The sequence below is a fragment of the Leucobacter allii genome, from assembly GCF_022919155.1.
Taxonomy (GTDB): Bacteria; Actinomycetota; Actinomycetes; order Actinomycetales; family Microbacteriaceae; genus Leucobacter; species Leucobacter allii.
In genome coordinates this window covers 288,942-312,943 of record NZ_CP095045.1, presented here as the reverse complement: position 1 = coordinate 312,943, position 24,002 = coordinate 288,942, and the positions used below count along the sequence as shown (strand labels likewise).

19 protein-coding genes are annotated in these 24,002 nt (G+C 71.7%); 10 read left to right on the top strand and 9 right to left on the bottom strand.

Going from position 1 to position 24,002, the window contains the following annotated elements; all coding sequences use genetic code 11:
* Window positions 1-21: 21 nt before the first annotated feature.
* Complete coding sequence (locus MUN78_RS01350; RefSeq protein ID WP_244728277.1) at window positions 22-1,509, top strand: aldehyde dehydrogenase family protein; 1,488 nt, start codon at window positions 22-24, stop codon at window positions 1,507-1,509.
* A 156-nt stretch (window positions 1,510-1,665) separates the two neighbouring features.
* Window positions 1,666-3,081: an MFS transporter gene (locus MUN78_RS01345; RefSeq protein ID WP_244728276.1), complete on the top strand. Its 1,416-nt coding sequence runs from the start codon at window positions 1,666-1,668 to the stop codon at window positions 3,079-3,081.
* Window positions 3,082-3,159: 78 nt separating this feature from the next.
* On the opposite strand, the gene MUN78_RS01340 is transcribed toward MUN78_RS01345, so the two are convergent.
* The 5 genes from MUN78_RS01340 to MUN78_RS01320 all read right to left on the bottom strand — a co-directional run bounded on the left by MUN78_RS01340 (window position 3,160) and on the right by MUN78_RS01320 (window position 9,887).
* Window positions 3,160-4,080, bottom strand: coding sequence for a glycerophosphodiester phosphodiesterase (locus tag MUN78_RS01340; RefSeq protein ID WP_244692570.1), 921 nt, complete (start codon window positions 4,078-4,080; stop codon window positions 3,160-3,162).
* Window positions 4,081-4,175: 95 nt separating this feature from the next.
* Window positions 4,176-5,306 (bottom strand): C45 family autoproteolytic acyltransferase/hydrolase, encoded by a 1,131-nt coding sequence (locus MUN78_RS01335; RefSeq protein WP_244728275.1) that lies wholly within the window; start codon window positions 5,304-5,306, stop codon window positions 4,176-4,178.
* Window positions 5,303-6,163, bottom strand: a complete 861-nt coding sequence (locus tag MUN78_RS01330) for a polysaccharide deacetylase family protein (protein ID WP_244728274.1) — start codon at window positions 6,161-6,163, stop codon at window positions 5,303-5,305. Before MUN78_RS01330 ends, MUN78_RS01335 begins: the two co-directional genes overlap by 4 nt.
* Window positions 6,160-7,824, bottom strand: a complete 1,665-nt coding sequence (locus MUN78_RS01325) for a hydantoinase B/oxoprolinase family protein (protein WP_244728273.1) — start codon at window positions 7,822-7,824, stop codon at window positions 6,160-6,162. Before MUN78_RS01325 ends, MUN78_RS01330 begins: the two co-directional genes overlap by 4 nt.
* Window positions 7,821-9,887, bottom strand: coding sequence for a hydantoinase/oxoprolinase family protein (locus MUN78_RS01320; RefSeq protein WP_244728271.1), 2,067 nt, complete (start codon window positions 9,885-9,887; stop codon window positions 7,821-7,823). Before MUN78_RS01320 ends, MUN78_RS01325 begins: the two co-directional genes overlap by 4 nt.
* 196 nt (window positions 9,888-10,083) lie before the next feature.
* Here MUN78_RS01320 and MUN78_RS01315 point away from each other — a divergent pair, with 196 nt between their 5' ends.
* From MUN78_RS01315 to MUN78_RS01285, 7 genes are all read left to right on the top strand, one after another.
* Window positions 10,084-10,890 (top strand): SDR family NAD(P)-dependent oxidoreductase, encoded by an 807-nt coding sequence (locus tag MUN78_RS01315; RefSeq protein ID WP_244728270.1) that lies wholly within the window; start codon window positions 10,084-10,086, stop codon window positions 10,888-10,890.
* A 69-nt stretch (window positions 10,891-10,959) separates the two neighbouring features.
* Complete coding sequence (locus MUN78_RS01310; protein WP_244728268.1) at window positions 10,960-12,684, top strand: ABC transporter substrate-binding protein; 1,725 nt, start codon at window positions 10,960-10,962, stop codon at window positions 12,682-12,684.
* Window positions 12,685-12,813: 129 nt separating this feature from the next.
* Complete coding sequence (locus MUN78_RS01305; protein WP_244728266.1) at window positions 12,814-14,142, top strand: ABC transporter substrate-binding protein; 1,329 nt, start codon at window positions 12,814-12,816, stop codon at window positions 14,140-14,142.
* Entirely contained in the window at window positions 14,139-14,954 is an 816-nt protein-coding gene (locus MUN78_RS01300) for an ABC transporter ATP-binding protein (protein ID WP_244692562.1), read from the top strand. The genes MUN78_RS01305 and MUN78_RS01300 overlap by 4 nt, the downstream gene beginning before the upstream one ends.
* Window positions 14,947-15,657, top strand: a complete 711-nt coding sequence (locus MUN78_RS01295; protein ID WP_244728264.1) for an ABC transporter ATP-binding protein — start codon at window positions 14,947-14,949, stop codon at window positions 15,655-15,657. The genes MUN78_RS01300 and MUN78_RS01295 overlap by 8 nt, the downstream gene beginning before the upstream one ends.
* The gene (locus MUN78_RS01290; RefSeq protein ID WP_244692560.1) at window positions 15,654-16,541 is read left to right on the top strand and encodes a branched-chain amino acid ABC transporter permease; all 888 of its coding nucleotides are present in this window, start codon (window positions 15,654-15,656) and stop codon (window positions 16,539-16,541) included. The genes MUN78_RS01295 and MUN78_RS01290 overlap by 4 nt, the downstream gene beginning before the upstream one ends.
* Window positions 16,538-17,611, top strand: coding sequence for a branched-chain amino acid ABC transporter permease (locus tag MUN78_RS01285; protein ID WP_244728262.1), 1,074 nt, complete (start codon window positions 16,538-16,540; stop codon window positions 17,609-17,611). Before MUN78_RS01290 ends, MUN78_RS01285 begins: the two co-directional genes overlap by 4 nt.
* Here MUN78_RS01285 and MUN78_RS01280 read toward each other — a convergent pair.
* A complete protein-coding gene (locus MUN78_RS01280; protein WP_244728260.1) occupies window positions 17,596-18,327 on the bottom strand; it encodes an SDR family NAD(P)-dependent oxidoreductase in 732 nt (243 codons plus the stop codon). The genes MUN78_RS01285 and MUN78_RS01280 overlap by 16 nt on opposite strands.
* Window positions 18,328-18,442: 115 nt before the next feature.
* The gene (locus MUN78_RS01275; RefSeq protein ID WP_244692557.1) at window positions 18,443-20,608 is read right to left on the bottom strand and encodes an ATP-dependent Clp protease ATP-binding subunit; all 2,166 of its coding nucleotides are present in this window, start codon (window positions 20,606-20,608) and stop codon (window positions 18,443-18,445) included.
* A gap of 221 nt (window positions 20,609-20,829) precedes the next feature.
* Between MUN78_RS01275 and MUN78_RS01270 the strand changes: the two genes are divergently transcribed.
* Entirely contained in the window at window positions 20,830-21,639 is an 810-nt protein-coding gene (locus MUN78_RS01270; protein ID WP_244728258.1) for an SDR family NAD(P)-dependent oxidoreductase, read from the top strand.
* A 7-nt stretch (window positions 21,640-21,646) separates the two neighbouring features.
* Here the strand turns inward: MUN78_RS01270 and MUN78_RS01265 are convergent, their stop codons facing one another.
* Both MUN78_RS01265 and MUN78_RS01260 read right to left on the bottom strand, forming a co-directional pair.
* Complete coding sequence (locus MUN78_RS01265; protein WP_244692555.1) at window positions 21,647-22,651, bottom strand: sugar phosphate isomerase/epimerase family protein; 1,005 nt, start codon at window positions 22,649-22,651, stop codon at window positions 21,647-21,649.
* Window positions 22,652-22,769: 118 nt separating this feature from the next.
* Window positions 22,770-23,975 carry a Gfo/Idh/MocA family protein gene (locus MUN78_RS01260; RefSeq protein WP_244729969.1) on the bottom strand — a complete coding sequence of 402 codons (1,206 nt, stop codon included), beginning with the start codon at window positions 23,973-23,975 and terminating at the stop codon, window positions 22,770-22,772.
* Between the last annotated feature and the right edge of the window lie 27 nt (window positions 23,976-24,002).

The following is a 24,002-nucleotide window of genomic DNA, read 5'->3' as shown; positions in this document are numbered from 1 at the left end:
TGCACTCAGAAAGGAATGATCATGACCCCCAATGTGGACACCGACGTCCGTAGCTACGGCATCTTCATCGACGGCCGCTGGACCGACGGCGCCTCCGGGCGGTACTCCGACGTGCTGAACCCCGCGACGGAGGAGGTCGTGGCACGCGTCACGGTCGCCACGGCAGACGACACCGTCGCCGCCATTCGCTCCGCACGCGAGGCCTTCGATCACGGCCCCTGGCCACGCATGAGCGTGGAGGAGCGCCGCAGCGTGATGCATCGGATGCTCGCGATCCTGGAGCGCCGTCGCGACGAGCTCGTCGACATCAACGTGACCTCCGGCGGTGCGACCCGACCCATTGCGGCCGCGATCCAGATCGACGCCGCCATCGCGCACTTCCGCGACATGGTCGACCGGGTCATGGTCCGCTTCGACTGGGAGCGGCCGAGCCCGGCGCACGTGGGTGCCGGCATCGGCCAGGGCAACATCCTCCGGGAGCCCTTCGGCGTGGCCGCGTTGATCTCGGCGTACAACTTCCCGCTGCTGCTGAACATCGTCAAGCTGGCACCCGCGCTCGCCTCCGGGTGCACGAGTGTGCTCAAGCCCGCCTCCACGACCCCGATCGAGGCGATCGTCCTCGGCGAGATCGCAGAGGAGGCCGGGCTCCCCGCCGGCGTGCTCAACGTCATCACCGGCGACCGCGAGGTGAGCTACGAGATGTCGACGAATCCGATGGTCGATCTCGTCAGCTTCACCGGCTCCGACAACGTCGGCAAGCTCATCTACGCCCAGGCGGCGACGTCGCTGAAGAAGGTCGTGCTGGAGCTCGGCGGGAAGTCCCCGCTCATCGTCACCGAGGATGCGGACATCGACGCCGCGGCGCAGGACATCATCTTGAACACGACGCTGCACGCGGGGCAGGGCTGCTCCCTCCTCACCCGCGCCGTGGTGCACCGCTCCCGAGCGGACGAGCTGACGGAGGCGGTACGCGCCGGCTTCGCGCAGATGACGCTCGGCGATCCCGCGGATCCCGCCACTGCCATGGGCCCGCTGATCTCCGCTGCCCAGCGCGACAAGGTGCTCGGCATGATCGCGGACGGTGTACGCGAAGGCGCCAAGATCGCCTACGGCGGCACCGATGGCGGGCAGGATCGCGGATTCTTCGTCGAACCGACCCTCTTCACCGATGTCCACAACAGCATGTCGATCGCGCAAAAGGAGTTCTTCGGCCCGGTGAACGTCGTGATCCCCTTCGACACGGACGAGGAGGCCGTGCGGATCGCCAACGACAGCGAGTTCGGGCTCTGGGCGGCGGTGCGCTCCGCCGACCCGGTGCGCGCGTACGGAATCGCCAAGCGACTCCGGGCCGGCACCGTGTCGTTGAACGGCGGCGGCGGCGCCTTCCCGAACACGCTCCTGCCCTACGGCGGCTACAAGAGCAGCGGCCTCGGCCGCGAATACGGCGAAGCCGGTCTCGACGAGTACCTCGAGACCAAGAGCGTCGTCTGGGGCGTCGCCGGCGGATAGTCCGGCTCTCGATCGACGTCCCGCCTGCGCCGCAGGCCCGCCCCGGCACCGCGTCGAGCGTGCCGGGGACGGGCCTCGCCGTGCCTTCGCATTCCGCATTCTGCGCCCCGCGCGCCGTCCCCCGATCCCCAGACGCATCGAACAATGAGGTTCACCATGTCTCCATCGCTCACCGTTGCGAGCTTCATCGACGAAGCCGCACTGTCCACGTACCAGAAGCGCGTCGTCGCGCTCTGCCTCGGCCTCGGGTTGGCCGAGGGCATCAATGCCCTCTCGCTCGGCTACGTCATCCCCGCGCTCTCCGAACTCTACGACGTCCCGCCCGCGGCCTTCGCTTTCATCTTCATCACCGCGCTCATCGGCGAGATCATCGGCAACTTCGTCCTCGCCCCGCTCGGCGACAAGTTCGGCCGCCGCACCATGATCCGCGTCGGCATCCTGATCTTCGGCACTGCTGCCGTCGTCTCCGCGTTCGTCGGCTCCGTCGAGGCACTCGCCGTCTGCCGATTCTTCGCGGGTTTCGGAATCGGGGCGGCGGTGCCGAGCGTCTTCACCCTCGCCAGCGATTTCTCCCCGAACCGGACGAAGGGGCGAGTGATCTCGATCCTGTCGATGTCGATCTCCGCGGGCGGCTTCCTCATCGGGCTCGTCGCGTCCGAATTCATCCCGAATTACGGTGGTGCGGCGTTCCTCGCGCTGGGCGGGGTCCTGCCGCTCGTCCTCCTCGCTGCGACGTGGTGGGCGTTGCCCGAATCGGTCGCCTACCTTGCGGATCAGAATCGGCAGGAAGCGGTCAGGCGGACCCTGCGACGCATCGCTCCCGAGTCGCTGGATCGCCTCGGGGACGACGCCGTGTTCGCGCCCGCGGAACGCGCGCAGGGCGCGCGCGTCGTCCTGCTCTTCAAGAACGGGCGGCTCCCGCAGACCGTGCTCATCTGGGTGCTCTCGTTCCTCGGCCTGTTCAACTCGTACTTCATCTTCAGCTTCCTGGCGACGATCCTCATCATCGACGGCGTCCCCGAGCCGGCATCGTTGCTCAGCGTCTCACTCGCCACCTTCGGTGGCATGGTGGGCGGAGTCGCACTGGGGCTTCTGATGGATCGCACCTCGCTGGGCGTCGCAGCAGGATCGCTCGGAACGCTCCTCGCCATTGTCGGGTTCCTTGTTCTCATGGTCGTGCCAGCCGATTCCGGTGCACTCGTGTTCGCGATCCTGGGAGCCGCTCTCGGGGCGGGCGCCATCGGTGCGAACTCCTGCAGCCAGGTGCTGGCCACGCAGATCTACCCCGCGACCATCCGTTCGACGGGCCTCGGCTGGTACTCCGCGATGGGTCGACTCGGCGGACTCGTCGCCCCGAGCCTCATCGGCGCGCTGCTCGCCGCGAACGTCTCACCGAACGCGCTGTACGGGACCGCGATCGTTCCCTTGGCGCTGACCGGCGGGGTGCTGGTGTTCTTCGCCATTCGGTACCGCTCCCGATTGCGCGAAACGGAGCCCCGCGAGGAGACGACGGAAACGCTGGGCGCTGCACTGGCGTCGTCCTCTCCGAGCGGTGCACGCACCTCGGCGTGAGTCGTCGACAGACCCGCGTAGCGCCTGGACGGGCCGAACCTTCGGCGCTCCCCGTCCAGGCGTTGCGTGCCGCCCCCCCTACTGCCCCTCCCGCCAGGCCGCGAACGCGATCGGATCGTCCGTGATGACGAGGTCGATCCCGCGCTCGGCGGCCTGCATCCACTGGGGCGAGCTGTTGAGGGTGTAGACGAGGGTGCCGATGCCGAGCGCCTGCACCTCGGCGATGAGCTCGGGGCGCGCGTCGAAGAGCTTCGCCCTCGCCCCGACGGCCGACACCTGGAGGAGGACGGCGAGCTCGGCCGTGCGCCGGTCCCACTCCCGCGTAAGCATGACGCGCGCGCACTCGGGGGCCACCTCGCCGAGGATCTCGAGGGTGGGCACCTCGAAGGACTGCAGCGCGACCCGATTGACGAGGTGGCGCTCCCTGAGCAGTTCGACGACCTGCTCGACCTGCTCGGCGTCCCAGGGCCCCTTGAGCTCGACGAGCGCGCGCGAGGTCGTCGGCGCGAGCTCGTCGACGAACTCCTCGAAGGTGGGCACCCGCTCGCCCGCGAAGTCGGCGGAGAACCAGCCGCCGGCGTCGAGGGTCCGCAGTTCGGCGAGCGTCCAGCGCGCCACGGCTCCGCCGCCGCTGGTCGTCCGATCGACCGTCTCGTCGTGCATGAGCACGGGCACGCCGTCGGCGGTGAGCTGCACGTCCGTCTCCACGAAGTCGACGCCCTGCTCGAAAGCGATGCGCATCGCCGCGAGCGTGTTCTCGGGGGCGATCGCTGCGGCGCCGCGGTGAGAGATGATCCCGATGCCGTCCCGCTGCAGCGCGCCGTGCTCGGCCCGGCGCGCGTCGTCCTGCACGAGGGCGCCGTGCCGCTGCAGCGTGCTCGCGTGCGCGACGTCGGGGTTCATGCCGAGGAGGGCGAGCAGAGCGCTCACCAGCACCCAGGACAGCAGCAGGATCCGGCGCGTCGCGTACCTCGCCCCGAACGCCTCCCGGCTGCCCATGCCCGGCCTCCTCGCCCCGCGCTGCCCCGCGCGGTGCCCCCAGCCTAGCGAATCCCGTTACCGTTTCGTGATCTTTTTCCCTCTCGCGATCCGGATCAGGCGAGCAGTTCGGCGCAGTCGAGCTCGATCCAATCGCCCGCGCAGGGCGGCCCGGCCGTGTACTCGATGCGCCGCGCGCCGGGGAAGAGGAGCACCGAGGCCAGGGTCTTCCAGCGCGCCGGGGCCTCGGCCGCCGGGTCCGGGTGGCAGCAGACCGCGTTCGGAAAGCCCACGTGGTCCCGCAGGGGCGCCCGCAGCTCCTCACGCCCGAACTCCCCGGGCACGGCCGCGAGGCGCCTCCGCATCCGGCCGAGCCGCGCGTAGCTGTCGGCCATCGCGAGCGGCGCGAGATCGTGGCCTCCGGCGACGGGCCCGACGAAGTGGTTCGCGTGCGCGAGCGTCCCATCCGCGGATCCGGTCACGGTGAGGGCCTCCGGGCCGCCGGGGGCGGACTCGACGTTCAGCACCGCACCGCTCGCATCGGCGAGCACGAAATTGCCGGAAGCGGCGCGAGGCATCCCGGCGAGGATCTCGAGCGCGCCCGCGGCGTGCGGCGCATCGGCCACCGAGCGGATCTGCAGGTGGTAGGGCACGCCAGGGGTCACGCCGTCGAGGGAGCTGACGAGGGTATTCATCCCGAGCGCGAGCCCCGCCTCCGTCAGCACCATCTTCCCCAGCAGCCCGGCCTCGACGAGCGTCACGTAGTCAGGCCCGTCCGGGCGCTCGACCTCGAGGACGATGACGCCGCCCTCCAGCGCCTCGAGCCAATCCCAGTTCTGCCCGACCACGGCGCCGCCGTCCGCCCGGCGATCGGCCTCGACGGCGAAGGCGGTGCACTCGCCGAACTCCGCGCGGATCGCCGCCCCGGTCGCCCGCGACGCGCCGTTGAGCACCTCGGTGCGGCAGTTGATCGTCAGGATCTCGTCGAAGCCGAGACCGCTCCCCTCGGCGATCCCGCGGAGCTCCGCGAGCAGCTCCGGCGTGTACCGCTCGATGGCGGGGAGATGTCGTCGGGCGATCCGCACCGCCTCCGCCCAGGCGATCCCCTTCGCCGCGAACGCCCGCTCGTACCCCGCCCGGATGACCGCGATCCGCTCGCGCGCGAGCTCCCCGTACTGCCGTGAGCGCTCGGCGGGCGGGCCGCTGACGCGGATCCTCGGGTACCCGGCCGGCGACGGCGCGCTCATCCGCGGGCCTCCGGCCCCGCGCCGCCCGCGGGGCCGGTCCACGCGTCCAGGTCGAGCGCGAGCGGACCGTTCGCGCGGGCGTGGGCGGCGACCTCGCGGGTCGTGGCGATCCACGCCCCGGTGTCCTGCAGGTGGCCGATGACCGTGTCGAGCATCTGGAGCCGGGAGGGCCGGCCGGACAGCATGGGATGCGTCGTGACCATCACATGGCCGCCGAGCCCGGCGATGCCGTCGATCTCGGGCAGCCAGACGTCCAGCACCTCCCCCGGCGAGCGGATGGTCTTCTCCCAGGTGTCGTTCGCGAACCAGAAGTGCGGGGCGTCGTCGAGGATCCAGGAGATCGGCACCTCCATGATGTCGTGCGCGGGGTGCCGGTACGGCACGAGATCGTCGAGCAGGTTCGAGCTGTACGCGAATCCGGCCTCGACGAGCAGGTCGAGCGTCCGCGCGCTGAACTCCCACGACGGCGAACGGTAGCCGACCACCTCGGCGCCGAGGGCTCGGAGCGCCTCGAGGCCGGCCTCGAGCTCGTCCCGCTCCTGCTGCGCGGTGAGCGCGGTCGGCGAGGTGTGCGAGTGCCCGTGATGCGCGACCTCGTGACCGGCGTCGATGATCGCGCGCACCGCATCGGGGTGCCGCAGCGCGTCCTTGCCGCAGATGTAGAAGCTCGCGGCGATCCCGCGCCGCGCGAGCAGACGGAGGATCAGCGGCAGCCCCACCTTCGGTCCGTAGGCGCCCTGCGAGAGCACTCCGGGCGCCGCGGCGTTGGCGGGGTTCTCGCCGATCCAGACCTCCTCGGCGTCGAAGTCGAAGCTGAGGGTCGCTCCGTAGCGATGCCCCCCTGGCCACTGCGTCATCTCGTCTCCTCCTCTGCGTTGACGGCGCCGAGCCGTCCTTCGCGCGCATCCCGCTCGCGCAGCTCCTCCGGGCGTTCGGCGGCATCGCCGTAGCCCCCGCCGCCCGCGCTCTCCACCCGCACGATCGTGCCGGGCGCGAGCACCCGAGAGGTCTTCGTGGGGCGATCGATCACGGCACCGTCCGGCCCGATGACCGTGATGACCGTCGGCAGCGCCCCGGTGCCGCCCGCGGCGCCCGCCGGGGCGAATCGGGCGTCGGTCTGCTCCGCGTAGAAGGTCGCGTGCTGCGGATGTTCGAGGATCTCGTACTCGCGCACGAGGCCGAGCCCGCCGTGGAACCGGCCGAGCCCCTGCGACCCCGGCCGGAACTCGGTCCGCCGGATCCGCACGTTGTAGTTCGTCTCCACCACCTCCGTCGGCATGACCCCCACGTTGGCCATGTAGGTGTCCACGCCGTCGAGTCCGTCGCCGTGCGGCGTCGCGCCCGTGCCGCCGCCCACGACATCCGCCATCACGGACGCGGCGCCCGTGCGCGGGTGGGTCGAGCCGATGTTGAAGCTGAAGAAGCTGACCTGGCTCGAGGCGACCGCCCGATCCGGCCAGATCGCGTGCATGGCCCGGATCAGCGTGTCCGCGAGCCGCTGGCACGAGTTGTGCCTGATCGACACGGCGGCCGGCGGGAGCGGATTCACGACGCTGCCCTGGGGTGCGGTGATGTCGAGCACGCGCAGCACTCCATCGTTCGCCCGCATCTCCGAGGCCACGACGGCGCGGACGGCGTACACGAGCGCCGCTCGCGCGCTCGCCCACGGGATATTCATCGCGCCCGCCGTCTGCGGGTCGCAGCCGGAGAGGTCGATCGCCAGCCGGTCCCCGCGCTTCTCGATGCGCGCGTGGATGCGGGTCGGATCGCCGCCGCGGCCGTCGTCGTCGAGCGACCCCTCCGCCTCGCCGACGCCGTCCGGCAGCTCCGCGAACAGGCGGCCGATCGTCGCCTCCACGCTCGTGAGCATGCGTCGCATCACCTCGAGCAGCGGCTCGGTCCCGTACAGCTCGGCGAGCTCCGCGACCCGTTCGGCCCCGAGATGGCACGCGGCGCGCTGCGCGCGGAGGTCGCTCAGCGTGGAGAGCGGATCGCGGAAGTTCTCGGTCAGCAGCGCCACGAGATCCTCGTTCTCCTCGCCGGCGATCGACAGCCGTATCGGCGGCATGACGACCCCCTCGCCGTACAGCTCGCCGAGCTCCGGCCCCTCGCTGCCCGGGTTCACGCCGCCGACGTCGATGTGGTGCGCGGCCGTTCCGGCCCAGGCGACGAGCGCGCCGCCCACGAAGATCGGGGTGACGATGTTGACGTCCGGGAGGTGCATGGCGCCCTGGTACGGATGGTTGCAGATGTAGGCGTCCCCCTCCCGGATCCTGCCGTCCCAGCGGCGGAGGATCGACTGGACGACGAGCGACATGGCCCCGAGCTGCGCCGGGATGTAGTCGGCCTGCGCCGCGAGGTCGCCCTCGGCGGTGAAGAGCGCGCAGGAGAAGTCGTCCATGTCGCGGATGATGGGGCTGTAGCTCGATCGCTTCAGCACGCTGCCCATCTCCTCGGCCGCCGATTGCAGGGCGGCGGAGGCGACTTCGAAGGTGACGGTGTCCACGGTGGCGCTCATCGCGACTCCTCTGCTCGTGCGTCCTCGGTGACGATGAGATCGAGCGTGCTGGTGACGCGCACCAGCTGGCCCGGAAGGATCACCGTCGTGGCATCCATCTGCTGGATGATGGCGGGGCCGTGGAACGCGGCCCCCGCAGGCAGGAGCCCGCGGTCGACGATCGGCGCGACGACACGGCCGCAGCCCGGGAGGAGCACCTCGCGCTCGGCGACGACGGCGTCCGCGGGCAGTCGCCGCTCCGGCGCCGGGACGCGGCGCTCGGCGGCGCGCTCGATCCCGCCCGTCGTCGTGAGCCGCACCGTGACGATCTCGACCGGCTCGCCCGCGTTGCTGTGCCCGTAGCGCTCGTGATGCGCCGCGTGGAACCGCGCGGGGATGTCCGCGAGCTCGGCCTCGCCCCAGCCGTCGAGCGCCACGTTGAGCTCGAAGCCCTGGCCCCGGTACCGGCAGTCCACCGTCGCCGCGTACTCGACGCGCTCGGCGCCGACCCCGTCACGGGCGAGCTGGTCTGCGGCCTCGCGCGCGCTGGCCGCGAACCAGTCCCGGATCTCCGGGATGCGCTCGGGCCCCGCTTCGCACAGCAGGGTCTGCGACCGGTCGAGCTTCAGGCCGGCGACGAGCAGACCGTCCGCGGCGAAGAGGCCGGGACGCACGGGGATGATGGCCTGCTTGAGCGCCAGGTGCCGCAGGATCAGGCCGGCATGGAGCGGACCCGCCCCTCCGAAGGGCACGAGCGAGAACTCCCTGGCGTCGAGCCCGCGCTCGACGCTCACCTTGCGGACGGCGCGGACCATGTGGGCGAGGCCGATCGCGAGGATCGCCTCCGCGCCCTCCTCGACCGTCATGCCGAGCGGTCCGGCGACGCGGGAGACCGCGGCCGCGGCGAGATCGCGGTCGATCACGAGGCCGCCGGCGAGCTCGCCCGCCCCCAGCGTGCCGAGGACGACGTGGGCGTCGCTGATCGTGGGCTCGACGCCGCCGCGCCCGTAGCAGGCGGGCCCGGGCACGGCCTTCGCCGACGCCGGGCCGACCTTGAGGCTCCCGGCCCGGTCGATCCAGGCGATGCTGCCGCCGCCGGCGCCGATCGTGTGGATGTCGACCGTCGGCGCGAGCAGGGTGTGGTCCTGGATCTCCTGCACGGTCGTGAACGGGATCGCCCCGCCCCGCAGCAGGCAGACGTCGGTCGAGGTGCCTCCCATGTCGAGGCTGATGAGGTTCGGCTCGTCGAGCGACTCCGCGAGCGCCCGCAGCCCGGCGACGCCGCCGGCCGGCCCGGAGAGCACGAGCCGGTGCGCGTCGGCCCCCGCGCGCGACGCGGGGGCGCTGCCGCCGTTCGACTGCATCACCAGCAGCGGGGAGGCGACGCCGCTCGCGGCGAGCGCCCCGCTCGCGCGGCCGAGGTACGCCTCGACGAGGGGGCGCAGTGCGGCGTTGATGGCGGTCGTCGCCGTGCGCGGGTACTCGCGGAACTCGCGCGCCACCTCGGAGGAGAGGGTCACCGGCGTATCGGGGAACGCGGCGCGGAGGGCGGCGCCGACCTGGCGCTCGTGGGCGTCGTCGAGGTAGCTGAACAGCAGCGAGACCGCGATGGCCTCGGGGGCCGCCTCGCGCAGCCGCGCGATGACGGATTCGAGGCTCGCGGGGTCCACCGGGGCGAGCACGCGCCCCGCGGAATCGAGGCGCTCCTCGATCTCGAAGCGCAGCTCCCGCGGCACGAGCTCCGCCGGGCGGCTCGGGGTCAGGCTGTAGACGTCGGGGCGATGCTGCTGCCGGTATCCGAGCACGTCGCGGAATCCCGCCGTCGTGACGAGCGCGGCCCGGCCGAGCGCCCCCGTGAGCGTCGCGTTGGTGGCGACGGTGGTGCCGTGGCAGACGAGGGACACGTCGGGGAGCTGCACGCCCTGCCCCTCGAGCGCGGCGACCGCGTTGCGCAGTCCCAGCGACGGATCCTCCGGTGTGGAGGCGACTTTGGCCTCCCGGATGGCTCCGCCGCTGCTGCGCGCGACCGCATCGGTGAACGTGCCTCCCGCATCGATGCTGATCGTCCATCGCGGCGTCGTCATCGCCGACTCCCCTCGTCCGTCGGGGCGACGGACGCCGCCCCGGTCCTCCTCATTGTGCTGACGGCGGCGCACGGTGCGCATGGGTCATTCGACGTACCCCCGGGCCCGCCGCGCATACGTCAATCGCCGGATTGCCGGGTCGCGGCATTCGCGCCAGAGTGGACGCGAACGCGTCCGACCGGGTGAGAGGGAACACATGTCGACAGCAGCACCGCGCGCGGGGTCGGCCCGCGCGGGCGACGGACCCGTCGCGATCGTCACGGGCGCGGCATCCGGCATCGGCCTCGCGAGCGCCGCGCGGCTGCTCGCCGACGGCTTCCGATTGGGCGTGTGCGACGTCTCCTCGCGACTGCGCGAGCGCTTCGCCGCGGAGATCGCGGACCGCAGGGTCGTCGCGGTCGCGGGCGACCTCGCCGACCCCGCCGTGCGGCAGGAGCTCGTCGATGCGACGGCGGCGGCCTTCGGCGGCATCGACGCGCTCGTCAACAACGCGGCCAGCGGCGGCGAGGCCGCAGAGGTCGCGCGACTCGACCTCGACGGGCTGCGTCGCACCCTCGAGGTGAACGTGATCGCCGTCGTCGCGCTCACCCAGCTCGCGATCCCGCATCTCGAACGCTCCCGGCGCGGGCGCGTCGTGAACATGGGGTCGCTGTTCGGGGACGAGCCGGTGGTCGGCGGCGCTCCCTACTGCGCCAGCAAAGGGGCGATCCACACGCTCACCCGCGTGCTGGCGGTCGAGCTCGGACCGGCCGGGATCACCTGCAACACGGTCGCGCCGGGGTTCATCCTCACGCCGATGCACGCGGAGGAGGTCGAGTTCCAGGCCCGCGAGCGCGGCGTCACGGCCGAGCAGCGCTATGCGGAGCTGCGCGCCCAGGTGCCCCTCGGTCGCCACGGCACCCCCGAGGACATCGCCGATACGGTCGCCTGGCTGCTCGCGGACGACAGCCGCTACGTGACCGGGCAGCGCATCGCCGTCAACGGCGGTGTGCAGTTCGGGTGACTCCCCGGCGCACCCGGCTTGTTAGGATCGCCCTACCCGCTCGGCGGGCGATCGGATGGAGAGGTGCTCGTGCTGCAGGGAGTCGTTGAGCGCACCATCGCCGCCGACACGCCCGCGGAGTCGCTGCCGAAGCAGGTGCCGCCGGAGCTGTGGGGCTACGCGAAGGCGTTCCTCCTCATCCGGCGCCCCGCCCTGCGCTTCGTCTGGCGGGACGAGACCCAGTGGATCGACGTGCAGCTGACCCTCGCGCACGCGCTCGGCGACCGCACCCCGGGCACGGCGCGGGTCTTCGTGCGCCTCCGCCCGAGCGAGATGCCCCGTGGGCTCACCGTGCGCGAACTCGACGTGCTCACGCTCGTCGCCCTCGGCCGCACCAACGGCGGCATCGCCGAACGGCTCGGCACCTCCGCCCGCACGGTGTCGACGCAGCTCGAGCGCCTGCTCGAGAAGCTCGCGCAGAGCTCGCGCGGCGGCCTCGCCGCGCTCGCGGTCGACCTCGGCCTGCTGCGCCTGCCGCTGCCCGGCGGCCCGCCCGAGAGCGGCGGGCTCGGCGTCGCGGAGCTCGAACTCGCCTACCGGCGCCGGCTCGGCACCGGGTACCGGCCGATCCGCGACGACATCTCCTCGCGGGTGCCGATCAGGATCGGCATCGTGAGCCCCGGCTCCTCGGTCTCCGACGGGGCGCAAGTCCTCGGCGGCGCGCTGCTCGCGATCGACGAGCTCAACCAGCACGGCGGCGCCGGCGGGCGCAGCATCGAGGCCGTGCCGGTGGAGGTCGACATCTTCGACTGGGCGAGCGTGAGCGCGGGTCTCGACGAGCTCTTCGAAGCCGACGTCGACGCGATCGTGACGAGCTACGTGAGCGCCGAGCAGCCGGAGGCCCTCGATCGCATCGCCGCGTACGGCAAGCCCTTCCTGCACACCGCCACCTTCGAGGCGGATGTGCGGCGCGCCGAGCGCGAGCCGTGGAAGTACGGCACGATCTTCCAGACGTGCGCGTCGGAGCACCACTACGCGCCCGGTATGCTCCGCCTGCTCGACGAGCTGGAGCGGGCGGGTTCCTGGACGCCCCCGAACCGCCGGATCGTCTCGCTCGAACTCCCCTCGCAGAGCATGCGGCTCGCCACCCCCGCGCTGCGCGCGCTCGCGGCCGAGGGCGGATGGGAGGTCGCGGAGCCGATCCTCACCCCGCCGGGCGAGACCGACTGGGAGGCGATCGTGACGGATCTCGCGCGGACGCGGCCCGCCGCGGTGCTCTTCGCCAGCTACCTCGACCAGGAGCTCGCGGCCTTCCTGCGCGCTTTCCTGCACCGACCCGTCCCCGCGCTCATCCACGGCATCTACGCGCCCTCGAATCCCGCATTCATCGACGCCCTCGGTCGGGCGGCGGACGGCGTCGTCTGGTCGACGACCACGGGCACCTACGACGACGAGTTCGGCAGCCGGTTCCGCAGGCAGTACCGCGCGAAGTACCGCGAGGATCCCGGGTGGTCGATCGGCGGAGCGCTCTACGACCAGGTGCGGATGCTCGCCTCCGCCTGGTCCTCCGTCGACCCCGGCGACGTGTCCGAGGTCGTCGCGCACCTGCGCCGCTGGCCCTACCGGGGCGTGAACGGCGTGTACTACTTCGGCGACACGGGTCAGTCGCCACAGCTCTACCCCGACACGACCGCCGACGCGGCGCTGAGCCAGGCGCACCAGATCTACCAGATCCAGGACGGCGAGCACGTGCTCATCAGTCCGGAGCCTTTCGGCAGCGCGGCCGCGTTCCGCGCCCCCCACTGGCTCGGCTGAGCCGCCGCACCGGTCGCGGATCCGTCAAATGACGCATGCCGCCGCCCCGACCCGTGACCTAGCGTATGAATCTGACGCGGCCCGGGTTCTGCCGGCGACGACGGTCGTTCGCACGAAGGAGTGGACAAGATGAGCGAGCAGCAGCCCCCGCACGGGGGCAAGAGGAAACGGATCACGCGGCGCGATCTCGTGCGCACGGCCGGTCTCACCGGTCTGATCGGCATCGCCGCGGGCGGCGCCGGCGGCTACTTCGCCGCGCCCCGCGGCGGCGCGAGCGCGACCGCGGGAGGCGGCGGCACCATCAAGTTCGGCCTCGTCGCGCCCGTGACGGGACCGTACTCCGGCGACGGGCAGGAGATGGAGCGCGGCGCGAAGCTGGCGATCGAGGACATCAACGCGGCCGGCGGCGTGCTCGGCCGCGAGGTCGAGCTCGTCGTGGGCGATGTGGGCGACCAGGCGCCGGAGAACTTCATCCAGGTCGCCGAGCGCCTCGTCTCCCGCGAGAAGGTCGCCGCGGCCTCCGGCGGATACACGACGACCACCTCCGTCGAGTTCCCCACCTACGCCGAGGGCGGGGTGCCCCTGTTCCACACCAACACGCTGCAGGCCAACTCCGACTACGTCGCGGAGCACGGCATCACCAACATCTTCCAGTGCTGCCCCACGGAGCCCTGGTACGCGAGCGGCTTCCTGCAGCTGATGACGGACTGGATCGATTCGGGGGCCTGGACCCCGTCGTCGCAGACCGCCGCGGTGATCGCGAGCAACGACTCCTACTCGATCTCCATCGCGACGGTGATGATGGACGGGCTCAAGGAACTGGGCTGGGACATCACCATGTACGAGGAGGTCTCGGTGCCCTACGCCGATTGGGGACCGCAGCTCTCGAAGATCCGCAACGATCCCCCCGGGCTCATCTTCGTCACGGACTACCTCGCCGGCGACCTCGCGAGCTTCGCGAAGCAGTTCGCCACCGCGCCCACGCCCTCCCTGCTCTACCAGCAGTACGGGCCGAGCGTGCCCGAGTACCTCGAGCTCGCGGGCGACGCCGCCGACGGGGTGATCTGGTCGACCACGATCGGCACGCTGCCCGACGACATCGGCACCCGGTTCCGCGAGCGCTACCTCGACGCCTTCGGCACCGAGGCGGGCCTCAGCCAGTCCGGGGCGCAGTACGACATCCTGCGCATGTGGGCCCAGGCCGCCTCGCGCGCCGGCGACCCCTACGACTCCGACAAGGTCTCGGCGGCCATGAAGGGCCTCACCTTCCGCGGGGTCGTGGGCACGTACCGCTTCGCGGAGGAGGACCTCACCGCGATCCCCTACCCGGACGCCGTGAACGATCCGAGCCTGGGCATGCCGCACCTGACCTACCAGATCCAGCAGCAGGAGCAGGTGCTCATCTCCCCCGAGCCGTACATCAACGGCGCGTTCGAGCTGCCGGGCTGGCTGCGATGACCGGGGACGGCGACGCGCTCCTCGAGGTGCGGGGCGCGACCAAGCGCTACGGCGGGCTCATCGCCGTCAACGACGTCAGCTTCAGCGTGCAGCGCGGCGAGATCTTCGGCATCGCCGGGCCGAACGGCGCGGGCAAGACCACGCTCTTCGACGTCGTCACCGGCATGGTGCGCGCCACGAGCGGCGAGATCGCGTTCGAGGGCGTCTCGATCGCGAGGTCCTCGGTGCACGCGATCTGCCACCGCGGCATCACGCGGACCTTCCAGAAGCCCTCGGTGTTCGACAGCGAAACCGTCATGGGCAACGTGGTCGTCGGCGCGCACTTCGGCTCGGGGAAGCCCTGGTGGAAGAGCCTCGCCCGGGATCCGGGGGTCTGGGACCGCTCGGCGGAGGCGCTCGCGCTCGTGGGGCTCTCGGACCGCGCCGACGAGCGCTCGGGCGAGCTGCCGGTCTTCGACAAGAAGCGCCTCATGATCGCCTCCGCGCTCGCCAGCTCGCCGAAGATGCTCTTCCTCGACGAGCCCTTCGGCGGGCTCAACGACGCCGAGATCGACGCGCTGCTCGCACTGCTGCAGCGCATCAACCGCGAGCAGGGGATCACGATCGTGCTCATCGAGCACGTCATGCGGGCGCTCATGACGCTCGCCGATCGCGTGCTCATCATGGACCAGGGGCGCACCCTCCGCCAGGGGGATCCGCACACCGTCATGACCGATCCAGAGGTCGTGCGCGTCTATCTCGGCTCCGCCGCCGAGGAGACCGCATCGACCGCCGCGATCAAGGTCGCCAGAGAGGAGGGACGGGATGCTTGAGCTCACCGAGGTGGTCGCGGGCTACGGCACCACCACCGTCGTGCATGGGATCTCCCTCGACGTGGGGGAGGGCGAGTGCTCCGTGCTCGTCGGCCCGAACGGGCACGGCAAGACCACGCTGCTGCGGGCGATCAGCGGACTGATCCGGGTGACGTCGGGGAGCATCCGCTTCGACGGCGCCGAGATCACCCGCGAGAAGGCCGAGAAGCTCGTGGAGCGCGGACTCATCCATATGCCGCAGGGGGACCTCGTCTTCCCCGACATGACCGTGGAGGAGAACCTCGTCCTCGGCGCCTTCGCGAAGCGGGCGTCGCGGAGCGCCAGGCGGCGCATGGAGGAGGTCTACGACATCTTCCCGCGCCTCCTCGAGCGGAGATCGCAGCGGGCGCGCACCCTCTCCGGCGGCGAGCGCCGCATGCTCGCCATCGGCCGCGCGCTGATGGGCGACGGCAGGCTCATCATGGTCGACGAGCCGAGCCTCGGACTCGCCCCGGTGATCGTCGACGAGGTGTACGCGCAGCTGCGGCGGATCGTCGCCACCGGGATGACGGTGCTGCTGGTCGAGGAGAACGTCTCACGGGCCCAGACGCTCGCGGACCGCATCCACCTCGTCGAGAACGGCGCCGTCGTGCGGTCGGCGGCGGGCTCCGAGCTGCTCGACGAACAGGCCCTCCGCGAGACCTATCTGGGGGTGTCCGAATGAATCTCGTCCTGCAGACGCTCGTGAGCACCCTCGTGCAGGGTTCGATGCTCGCGCTCATCACCATCGGCATGAACCTCGTCTACGGCACCCTCCGCGTGCTGAACATGGCGCAGGGCGTGATGGTGATGGTCGGCGGCGTGGCCGCGTGGACCTTCGTCGCCAACTTCGGCCTCTCCCCCTGGCTCGGGCTCGTCATCGGAGTGATCGTCTCTGCGCTGCTCGGGATGCTGAGCTACGGCGTGGGCATCAGCCGGCTCATCGGCCGCGCGGGCGTGGACTTCGAGATGACGGCGTTCATCTCGACCTTCGCCATCGCCTCGATCGTGCAGAATCTCGTGCAGCTGTTCTACGGGCCGCGCCAGAAGGACTTCCCCACGCTCGTGCCGGGGCGCCTGGAGCTGACCCCGGGGGTCTCGATCACCTGGCACCAGGTGCTCACCGCGGCGATCGCGATCGCCGCGCTCTCGGCGCTGGGACTGTTCCTCGCGAAGTCGCGCTACGGCCTCGCCATCGTCGCCGTGGCGCAGAACCTCGACGCCGCGCGGCTCATGGGGATCCCCGCGCGACGCGCGTACGTGCTCACCATGGGCCTCGCCGCCGGTCTCGCGGGGCTCGCGGGCGTGCTGCTCGCCCCGGTGTACTTCGTGTCGCCGAACATGGGCGATCTGCCCATGCTGCAGGCCCTCATCGTCGCGATCTTCGCGGGTCTCGGCAGCACGAAGGGCACCATCATCGCCGCGTACATCATCGGTTTCGTGCAGGCGGCGGTCTCCATCTTCTGGACCTCGACGTACGCGATGCCGGTGCTCTACGCGCTGATCGTGGTCGTGCTCATCGCGCGACCGTTCGGCATCGCGGGCAAGCCGCAGGAGGCAAGGCTATGACTTCGGATCACACGCAGCCGACCGGGAGCCGCTGGGACGCGGTCCGCATGGGCTGGCCGCGCCCGAGACCCGCGCTCGCGGGGGCGGCGCTGCTCGTCGCGATCGTCTTCCCGTTCATCGCACCCGACCGCAGCTGGCTGAGCACCGCGGCGCTCGCGATGATCACGATCACGCTCGCGCAGAGCTGGAACCTCGTGCTCGGCTACGGCGGCGTGTGGAACTTCGGCCAGCTCGCCTTCTACGCCCTCGGCGCCTACGCGGCCGCCGTGCTCGCGACCTACCTGCCCCTGCCGCCCTGGGTCGCCATCCCGCTCGCCGGTCTCGTCTCCGCCGCCATCGCGCTGCTGCTGTCGATCCCCGCCCTGAGGCTGCGCGGCATCTACGTCTCGCTGCTCACCTTCGGCTTCGCCGAGGTGGTGCGCCTGCTCATCGTCGCGGATCAGAGCGGCGTGACCGGCGGCAGCTACGGCATGTCCGGCTTCGGCGGCTTCGGCTTCTCCGGGCCGCACGCGCTGAGCGCCAACTACTGGATCGGCCTCGGGATGGCCGTGCTGACGACGCTCATCCTGTTCGCGCTCATCCGCTCGCCGCTCGGCAACGGCATGATCGCGATGCGCGACAACCCGGCGCTCGCCGCGGCGCGCGGCATCGGGCAGCGCACCTACCAGATGCTCGTCTTCGCGATCTCGGGCTTCCTCGCCGGAGCGGCCGGGGCGGTGTACGCGAACGTGTTCGAGATCGCGTCGCCCACGCTCATGGGCCTCGGCCCCATGACGCTCGTCGTCACCATGATGGTGGTGGGCGGTCTCGGCACCGTCACGGGGCCGATCATCGGGACGCTGCTGATCTCCTTCGTGCAGATGCAGCTGCAGGACGTGCCCGAGGTGCGGTTCATCGCGCTGGGCATCGTGCTGCTCGTCGTGATCCTCGTCATGCCGCGCGGCCTCGTGCCGTTCATCAGCGGCCTCTGGGCGCGCTTCCGCTTCTGGATGGACGAGGATCAGGACTGGACCGACGAGGACTACGCGGACGAGCCGGAACCCAACGCCGCGCGTCAGCTCGCGAGGTAGCCGCCGTCGACGTGGAGGGTCTCGCCGGTGATGTAGCCGGCGGCGCCGCTCGCGAGGAAGAGGCACGCCGCGGCGACGTCGTCGACGGTGCCGAGGCGGCGGGCCGGCAGCCGCGCGGTCAGCGCTTCGACGGCCCCCGGGGTCGCGTCGAGCGTGAGCATCGGCGTCGAGATCATGCCGGGTGCGACGGCGTTCACGCGGATGCCGCGTCCGCCGAGCTCGACCGCGAGCTGACGGGCGAGGCTGACGATCGCGCCCTTGCTCGCGGCGTAGGCCGCGCCGGGCTCGGTCTCGTCGCCGCGGCCGTAGGCGACCGAGCTCAGCAGCACGATCGCACCGCCGTCCATGGCCCGCGCGGCCTCGCGGGAGACCACGAAGGACCCGCGGCCGTTGATGCGCATCGAGGCGTCCCACTCGTCGGCCGTGGTGTCGGCGAGCGGTTTCCAGCGGTAGACGCCGGCGCAGTGCACGACGGCGTCGGGCGCGCCGCCGAGCAGTCCGGGCGCCTCGGCGAAGATCTCCGAGATCCTGGCCTCGTCCGCGACGTCCCCCGCGCGCTGCACGAGCCCGTCCGCCGTCCAGCCCGCGTCGGCGCGCAGGTCGATGGCGAGGGCGCGCCCGCCCGCGGCGAGCACGCCCTCGGCGACGGCACGGCCGATACCCGAGGAGGCGCCGGTGACGACGACGCGTCGCGGCAGTGTGCGGGTGAGATCCATACGGGGTCCTTCCGTCGTGCGATCCCCCCATCAGATCACGAGCGCGCGGATCCGCGCGTCCGTGATTCGACGGATGCCGCGGGGACGGACGCGCGCCGTCCCCGCGGCGATCCCGCTACAGCGCCACGGAGGCCAGCGCGAGCCCGTCGCCGCCCTCGGCCACTTCGACCCGCACCGCATCGCCGTCGCGCACCTCGCCGGCGAGGATCGCCCGCGCGAGGCGGTCGTCGATCTCCTTCTGCATGAGGCGGCGCAGGGGCCGCGCACCGTAGATCGGGTCGTAGCCGCGCGAGGCGAGCCACGCCCGCGCGTCCGGGGTGACGCCGACGGTGAGCCTGCGGTCCCGCAGCCGCAGCTGCAGGCGGTCGATGGAGAGCTCGACGATCTGCGCGAGATCGGCCTCGCTGAGCGGATGGAAGATCACCATCTCGTCGAGACGGTTGATGAACTCCGGCTTGAACGCGCGGCGCACGGTCTCCCGCACCGCGTCCTCCTTCTCGCGCCACGGCATCTCGGGGTCGATGAGGTACTGGCTCCCGAGGTTCGAGGTGAGGATGAGGATGACGTTGCGGAAGTCCACGGTGCGCCCCTGGCCGTCGGTGAGCCGACCGTCGTCGAGCACCTGCAGCAGCACGTCGAACACCTCGGGGTGCGCCTTCTCGACCTCGTCGAGCAGCACGACGGAGTACGGCCTGCGACGCACCGCCTCGGTGAGCTGGCCGCCCTGCTCGTAGCCGACGTACCCGGGCGGGGCGCCGACGAGCCGGGAGACCGAGTGCTTCTCGCCGTACTCGGACATGTCGATGCGGACCATCGCGTGCTCGTCGTCGAAGAGGAACTCGGCGAGGGCCTTCGCGAGCTCGGTCTTGCCGACGCCCGTGGGCCCGAGGAAGAGGAACGAGCCCGTCGGACGGTTCGGATCCGCGATGCCGGCCCGCGTGCGGCGCACGGCGTCCGCCACGGCGCGCACCGCGTCGCCCTGGCCGATGAGCCGCCTGCCGAGCTCGTGCTCGAGGGCGAGGAGCTTCTCCGTCTCCCCCTGCATGAGCCGGCCGACCGGGATCCCGGTCCAGGCCGCGACCACGCCCGCGATGTCCTCGTCGGTGACCTGCTCGTTCACCATGCGCGGCTCGTCGCCGCCGCCGGCCTCCTCCGCGTGCTCCGCCTCGGTGAGCTGCTTCTGGATCACCGGGATCTCGCCGTAGAGTAGCTTCGAGGCGGTCTCGAGCTTGCCCTCGCGCTGAGCGACCTCAGCCGCCATGCGCAACTGGTCGAGCTTCTCGCGCAGTTCGCCCACGCGGTTCAGCGAGGAGCGCTCGCGCTCCCAGCGCGCCTCGAGCCCGTCGAGCTCCGCCTGCTTCTCCGCGAGGTCCTCGCGCAGCTTGGCGAGCCGCTCCTTCGAGGCGTCGTCCTTCTCCTTCTTGAGCGCGAGCTCCTCGAGCTTGAGGCGGTCGACGGCGCGGCGCAGCTCGTCGATCTCGACCGGCGCGGAGTCGATCTCCATGCGCAGCCGGCTGGCCGCCTCGTCGATGAGATCGATCGCCTTGTCCGGCAGCTGGCGCGCGGAGATGTAGCGATCGCTCAGGGACGCGGCGGCGATGAGCGCGGAGTCGGCGATGGTGACCTTGTGGTGCGCCTCGTAGCGCTCCTTGAGGCCGCGGAGGATCGCGACGGTGTCCTCGACGGAGGGCTCCCCCACGTACACCTGCTGGAAGCGGCGCTCGAGCGCGGCATCCTTCTCGATGTACTCGCGGTACTCGTCGAGGGTCGTGGCGCCGATGAGCCGCAGCTCGCCGCGCGCGAGCATCGGCTTGAGCATCTGGGATGCCGCGACGGAGGATTCGCCTCCGCCGGCGCCCATGAGCGTGTGCAGCTCGTCGATGAAGGTGATGATCTTGCCGTCGGACTCCTTGATCTCGGCGAGGACGGCCTTCATCCGCTCCTCGAAATCGCCCCGGTACTTCGCACCCGCGATGAGGGCGGAGATGTCCAGGGAGATGAGCTCCTTGTCCTTCAGCGATTCGGCGACGTCTCCCGCGACGATGCGCTGGGCGAGCCCCTCGACGACGGCGGTCTTGCCGACGCCCGGCTCGCCGATGAGCACCGGGTTGTTCTTGGTGCGCCGGGTGAGCACCTGGCTCACGCGGCGGATCTCCGCGTCGCGCCCGATGACGGGATCGAGCGTGCCGGAGCGGGCGACCTCGGTGAGGTTGACGCCGAACTGCTCGAGGGCGCTCTGCCCCTCGTCACCGCCGGCGGCGGGCTGCCAATTGGCCTGCATACGGTTCCTTCCCGTTCGGTGGGGTTCGCGGCGGCGGGCCGGATGCCCGCCCTCGCCACAAACTTGAGTTGTGATGACTCAAGTTTACCCCGCGCTCGGCGATTCCGCCAGCGGTCCGGGCCGTTCGCCATCGATCCGGGTACGGCTCGCGGCGTGGCGGCGGGCCTCCGCCCGCGGGCGGTACGCTGAATGCTCCACGGCTCAGGAAGGAGGCGGCGCCGATGCCCCGAACAGTCTTCCCGCGCGCCGCCCGCGAAGCCCCGATGGGCGCGCGCGGCACCGCGCTCATCACCGGTGCCTCGGCGGGGCTCGGTCGCGAGTTCGCGAGGCGTCTCGCCGCGGCGCGCGTCGATCTCGTGCTCGTCGCGCGCGACGAAAACCGGCTCGCGGCGCTTGCGGCCGAACTGCGCGCGGCTCATGGCATCACGGCGGAGACGCTCCCGGCCGATCTCACGGACCCCGACGATCTGGAACGGGTCGCCCGGCGACTGAGCTCCGAGGATGCGCCCGTCGACCTGCTCGTGAACAACGCCGGATTCGGCGTCCGCGCCGGCTTCGAGCGCAGCACCCTCGCCGAGGAGCGGCGTCTGCACGAGCTGCTCTCGTGGGTGCCCCTGCGCCTCGCGCACGCTGCCGTCCCCGGCATGCTCGCCCGCGGCCGGGGCTGGATCCTGAATGTCGCGAGCGTCGCCGCGTTCACTCCGACCGGCACCTACGGCGCGGCGAAGGCGGCCGTCGTCTCGCTGTCCCGGGCGCTGAACGCCCGCTACCGCGGGCGCGGGCTCCGCGTCACCGCGCTCTGCCCCGGACTGCTCGCGACGGAGTTCCACGAGCGGATGGGCGCCGACCACCTGCCCCGGCTGCCCCGGATCGCCTGGGCAGACACCGAGAGAGCCGCCCGCGACGGACTCCGCGCAGTCCGTCGCGGGCGCAGCGTCGTCATCACCGACGGACGCTACCGCATCGCCCGCGGCCTCGCCGCGCTCCTCCCCGACCGGCTCCTCGAGCGGATCTCGACGACCGGCGGCTGAGGCGCGGTTACTGGTTGCTGAAGGCGGCGTCGAAGGCCGCCGCGGGCTTCGGCCAGAGCAGCGAGCGGACGAACCCGATCGCTTCGGCCGCCCCGTGCAGGCGGTCCATGCCGGCGTCCTCCCACTCCACGGAGATGGGCCCGGCGTAGCCGATCGCCTCGAGGGCGCGGAAGGCGTCCTCCCACGGCACGTCGCCCCGGCCCGTGGAGACGAAGTCCCAGCCGCGCCGCGGGTCGGCCCAGGGCAGATGCGAGCCGAGCACGCCGGCGCGGCCGTTCTGCCGGCGCAACCGCGTGTCCTTGCAGTCGACGTGGTAGATCCGATCCTGGAAGTCCCAGATGAAGCCGACCGGGTCGATGTTCTGCCACATCATGTGCGAGGGATCCCAGTTGAAGCCGAAGGCCTCGCGGTGCTCGACCGCCTCGAGCGCGCGCACGCTGCTCCAGTAGTCGTAGGCGATCTCGCTCGGATGCACCTCGTGCGCGAACCTCACCCCCTCCGAGTCGAAGACGTCGAGGATGGGGGTCCACCGCCGCGCGAAGTCCTCGTAGCCGGCCTCGATCGCGGAGGCGGGCACCGGCGGGAACATCGCGACGTAGTGCCAGATCGAGGATCCGGTGAAGCCGACGACCGTGTCGACGCCGAGCTTGCGCGCGACGCGCGCCGTCGCCTGCATGTCCTCGGCGGCGCGGCGCCGCACGCCCTCGGCCTCGCCGTCGCCCCACACGGCCTCGCGCAGGATCGCCCGATGGCGGAAGTCGATCGGATCGTCACAGACGGCCTGGCCGCTGAAGTGGTTCGAGATCGCGTAGACCTCGAGTCCGTGGCGGTCGAGGATCTCGCGGCGGGAGGCGAGATAGGCGGCGTCCTCGTCCGCGCGACGCACGTCGAGGTGATCGCCGCTCGTCGCGATCTCGAGGCCGTCGTAGCCCCAGGATGCGGCGAGGCGGGCGACCTCCTCGAACGGGAGATCGGCCCACTGGCCGGTGAAGAGGGTGACGGGATGAGTCATGGTCGCTGCGCTCCTTCGCGTGCGTCGGTGTCGGGAACGGCCCGCACCGCGGTGCTGGCCTGGTGTGGTCTGCGGGATCCGCGACCCCGCCGTGCGGCTTCGGTCGCGCGCGTGGCGCTCACTCGCGCTCCACCGCGACCCATGCGGAGCCGCGCGCGGCGCTCGTCTCGACGGCGGCGAGCACGCGCTGCACCGCGAGGCCCTCGGCAAAGCTCGGGTGCACGACGGCCTCCGGCTCGATGGGGGCGCCGGGTCCGTGCGCCGCGGAGCTCGCGATGCCGCGGACGAGGTCCACGACCTGATGGGAGAATCCGTGCTCGTACCCGAGCATGTGGCCGTCCGGCCACCACGCGCCGACGTAGGGGTGCTCGGGCGAGGTCACGATCACCTGCGTGAAGCCCTGCCGCCCGGCGGGGGCCGTCGCGTCGTAGACGCGCAGGCGGTTGAGGTCCTCGAGGTCGAAGGCGATCGCGCCCGCGTCGCCGAAGACCTCGAGCGTGAGCGCGTTCTTCTTCCCCGTCGCGAAGCGCGTCGCCTCGAAGGAGGCGAGCGCGCCGCCCGAGAGCCTGGCCGTGAAGTACGCGGAGTCGTCCACGGTCACGCGACCCATCGGCGCCTCCTCGCCCGCGGGGCCCGCACCGGCCCCCAGGCCGTGGCCCGTGCCGGAGCCGGGCAGCGGCCGCTCCGCGACGATGGTCTCGAGCGTGCCAGAGACCTCCGTCAGCTCCTGCCCCGTGACGAAGCGGGTCATGTCGATGATGTGGGCGCCGATGTCGCCGAGGGCGCCGGAGCCCGCATGCTCCTTCTGCAGTCGCCACGCGAGGGGCGCGCGGGCATCGACGAGCCAGTCCTGCTGATAGGCGGCCCTGACCTGGCGGATGCGGCCGACCGCGCCCTCGGCGATGAGCTGCCGCATGAAGGTGACCGCCGGCACGCGGCGGTAGGTGAACCCGACCATGGCGTGCACGCCGCGCGCCGCGGCCTCCTGCGCCGCGGACGCCATCTCGGCGGCCTCGTCGAGGGAGTTGGCGAGCGGCTTCTCGCACAGCACGTGCTTGCCCGCGGCGAGCGCGGCGAGCGCGACCTCCGCGTGCGAGCCCCCCGGCGTGACGATGTCGACGACGTCGATGTCATCCCGGGCGACGACCTCGCGCCAGTCCGTCGCCGACTCCGCCCAGCCCCAGTGCGCGGCGTCCGCGGCGACGCGCTCGGCATCGCGCCCGACGACGACGGCCATCTCGACCGCCGCGGGCAGCTCGAACACGGCCGGCGCCTGCCGCCAGCCGACCGAGTGCGCGGCCCCCATGAAGCCGTGTCCGATCATCGCGACGCGCAGCGTCGGGCGGTCCGT

Excerpts from the sequence above, each read along its gene's own strand:
- MUN78_RS01350 (WP_244728277.1), top strand. The coding sequence starts at position 22 with ATGACCCCCAATGTGGACACCGACGTCCGTAGCTACGGCATCTTCATC.
- MUN78_RS01345 (WP_244728276.1), top strand. The coding sequence starts at position 1,666 with ATGTCTCCATCGCTCACCGTTGCGAGCTTCATCGACGAAGCCGCACTG.
- MUN78_RS01340 (WP_244692570.1), bottom strand. The coding sequence starts at position 4,080 with ATGGGCAGCCGGGAGGCGTTCGGGGCGAGGTACGCGACGCGCCGGATC.
- MUN78_RS01335 (WP_244728275.1), bottom strand. The coding sequence starts at position 5,306 with ATGAGCGCGCCGTCGCCGGCCGGGTACCCGAGGATCCGCGTCAGCGGC.
- MUN78_RS01330 (WP_244728274.1), bottom strand. The coding sequence starts at position 6,163 with ATGACGCAGTGGCCAGGGGGGCATCGCTACGGAGCGACCCTCAGCTTC.
- MUN78_RS01325 (WP_244728273.1), bottom strand. The coding sequence starts at position 7,824 with ATGAGCGCCACCGTGGACACCGTCACCTTCGAAGTCGCCTCCGCCGCC.
- MUN78_RS01320 (WP_244728271.1), bottom strand. The coding sequence starts at position 9,887 with ATGACGACGCCGCGATGGACGATCAGCATCGATGCGGGAGGCACGTTC.
- MUN78_RS01315 (WP_244728270.1), top strand. The coding sequence starts at position 10,084 with ATGTCGACAGCAGCACCGCGCGCGGGGTCGGCCCGCGCGGGCGACGGA.
- MUN78_RS01305 (WP_244728266.1), top strand. The coding sequence starts at position 12,814 with ATGAGCGAGCAGCAGCCCCCGCACGGGGGCAAGAGGAAACGGATCACG.
- MUN78_RS01300 (WP_244692562.1), top strand. The coding sequence starts at position 14,139 with ATGACCGGGGACGGCGACGCGCTCCTCGAGGTGCGGGGCGCGACCAAG.
- MUN78_RS01295 (WP_244728264.1), top strand. The coding sequence starts at position 14,947 with ATGCTTGAGCTCACCGAGGTGGTCGCGGGCTACGGCACCACCACCGTC.
- MUN78_RS01290 (WP_244692560.1), top strand. The coding sequence starts at position 15,654 with ATGAATCTCGTCCTGCAGACGCTCGTGAGCACCCTCGTGCAGGGTTCG.
- MUN78_RS01285 (WP_244728262.1), top strand. The coding sequence starts at position 16,538 with ATGACTTCGGATCACACGCAGCCGACCGGGAGCCGCTGGGACGCGGTC.
- MUN78_RS01280 (WP_244728260.1), bottom strand. The coding sequence starts at position 18,327 with ATGGATCTCACCCGCACACTGCCGCGACGCGTCGTCGTCACCGGCGCC.
- MUN78_RS01275 (WP_244692557.1), bottom strand. The coding sequence starts at position 20,608 with ATGCAGGCCAATTGGCAGCCCGCCGCCGGCGGTGACGAGGGGCAGAGC.
- MUN78_RS01270 (WP_244728258.1), top strand. The coding sequence starts at position 20,830 with ATGCCCCGAACAGTCTTCCCGCGCGCCGCCCGCGAAGCCCCGATGGGC.
- MUN78_RS01265 (WP_244692555.1), bottom strand. The coding sequence starts at position 22,651 with ATGACTCATCCCGTCACCCTCTTCACCGGCCAGTGGGCCGATCTCCCG.
- MUN78_RS01260 (WP_244729969.1), bottom strand. The coding sequence starts at position 23,975 with ATGATCGGACACGGCTTCATGGGGGCCGCGCACTCGGTCGGCTGGCGG.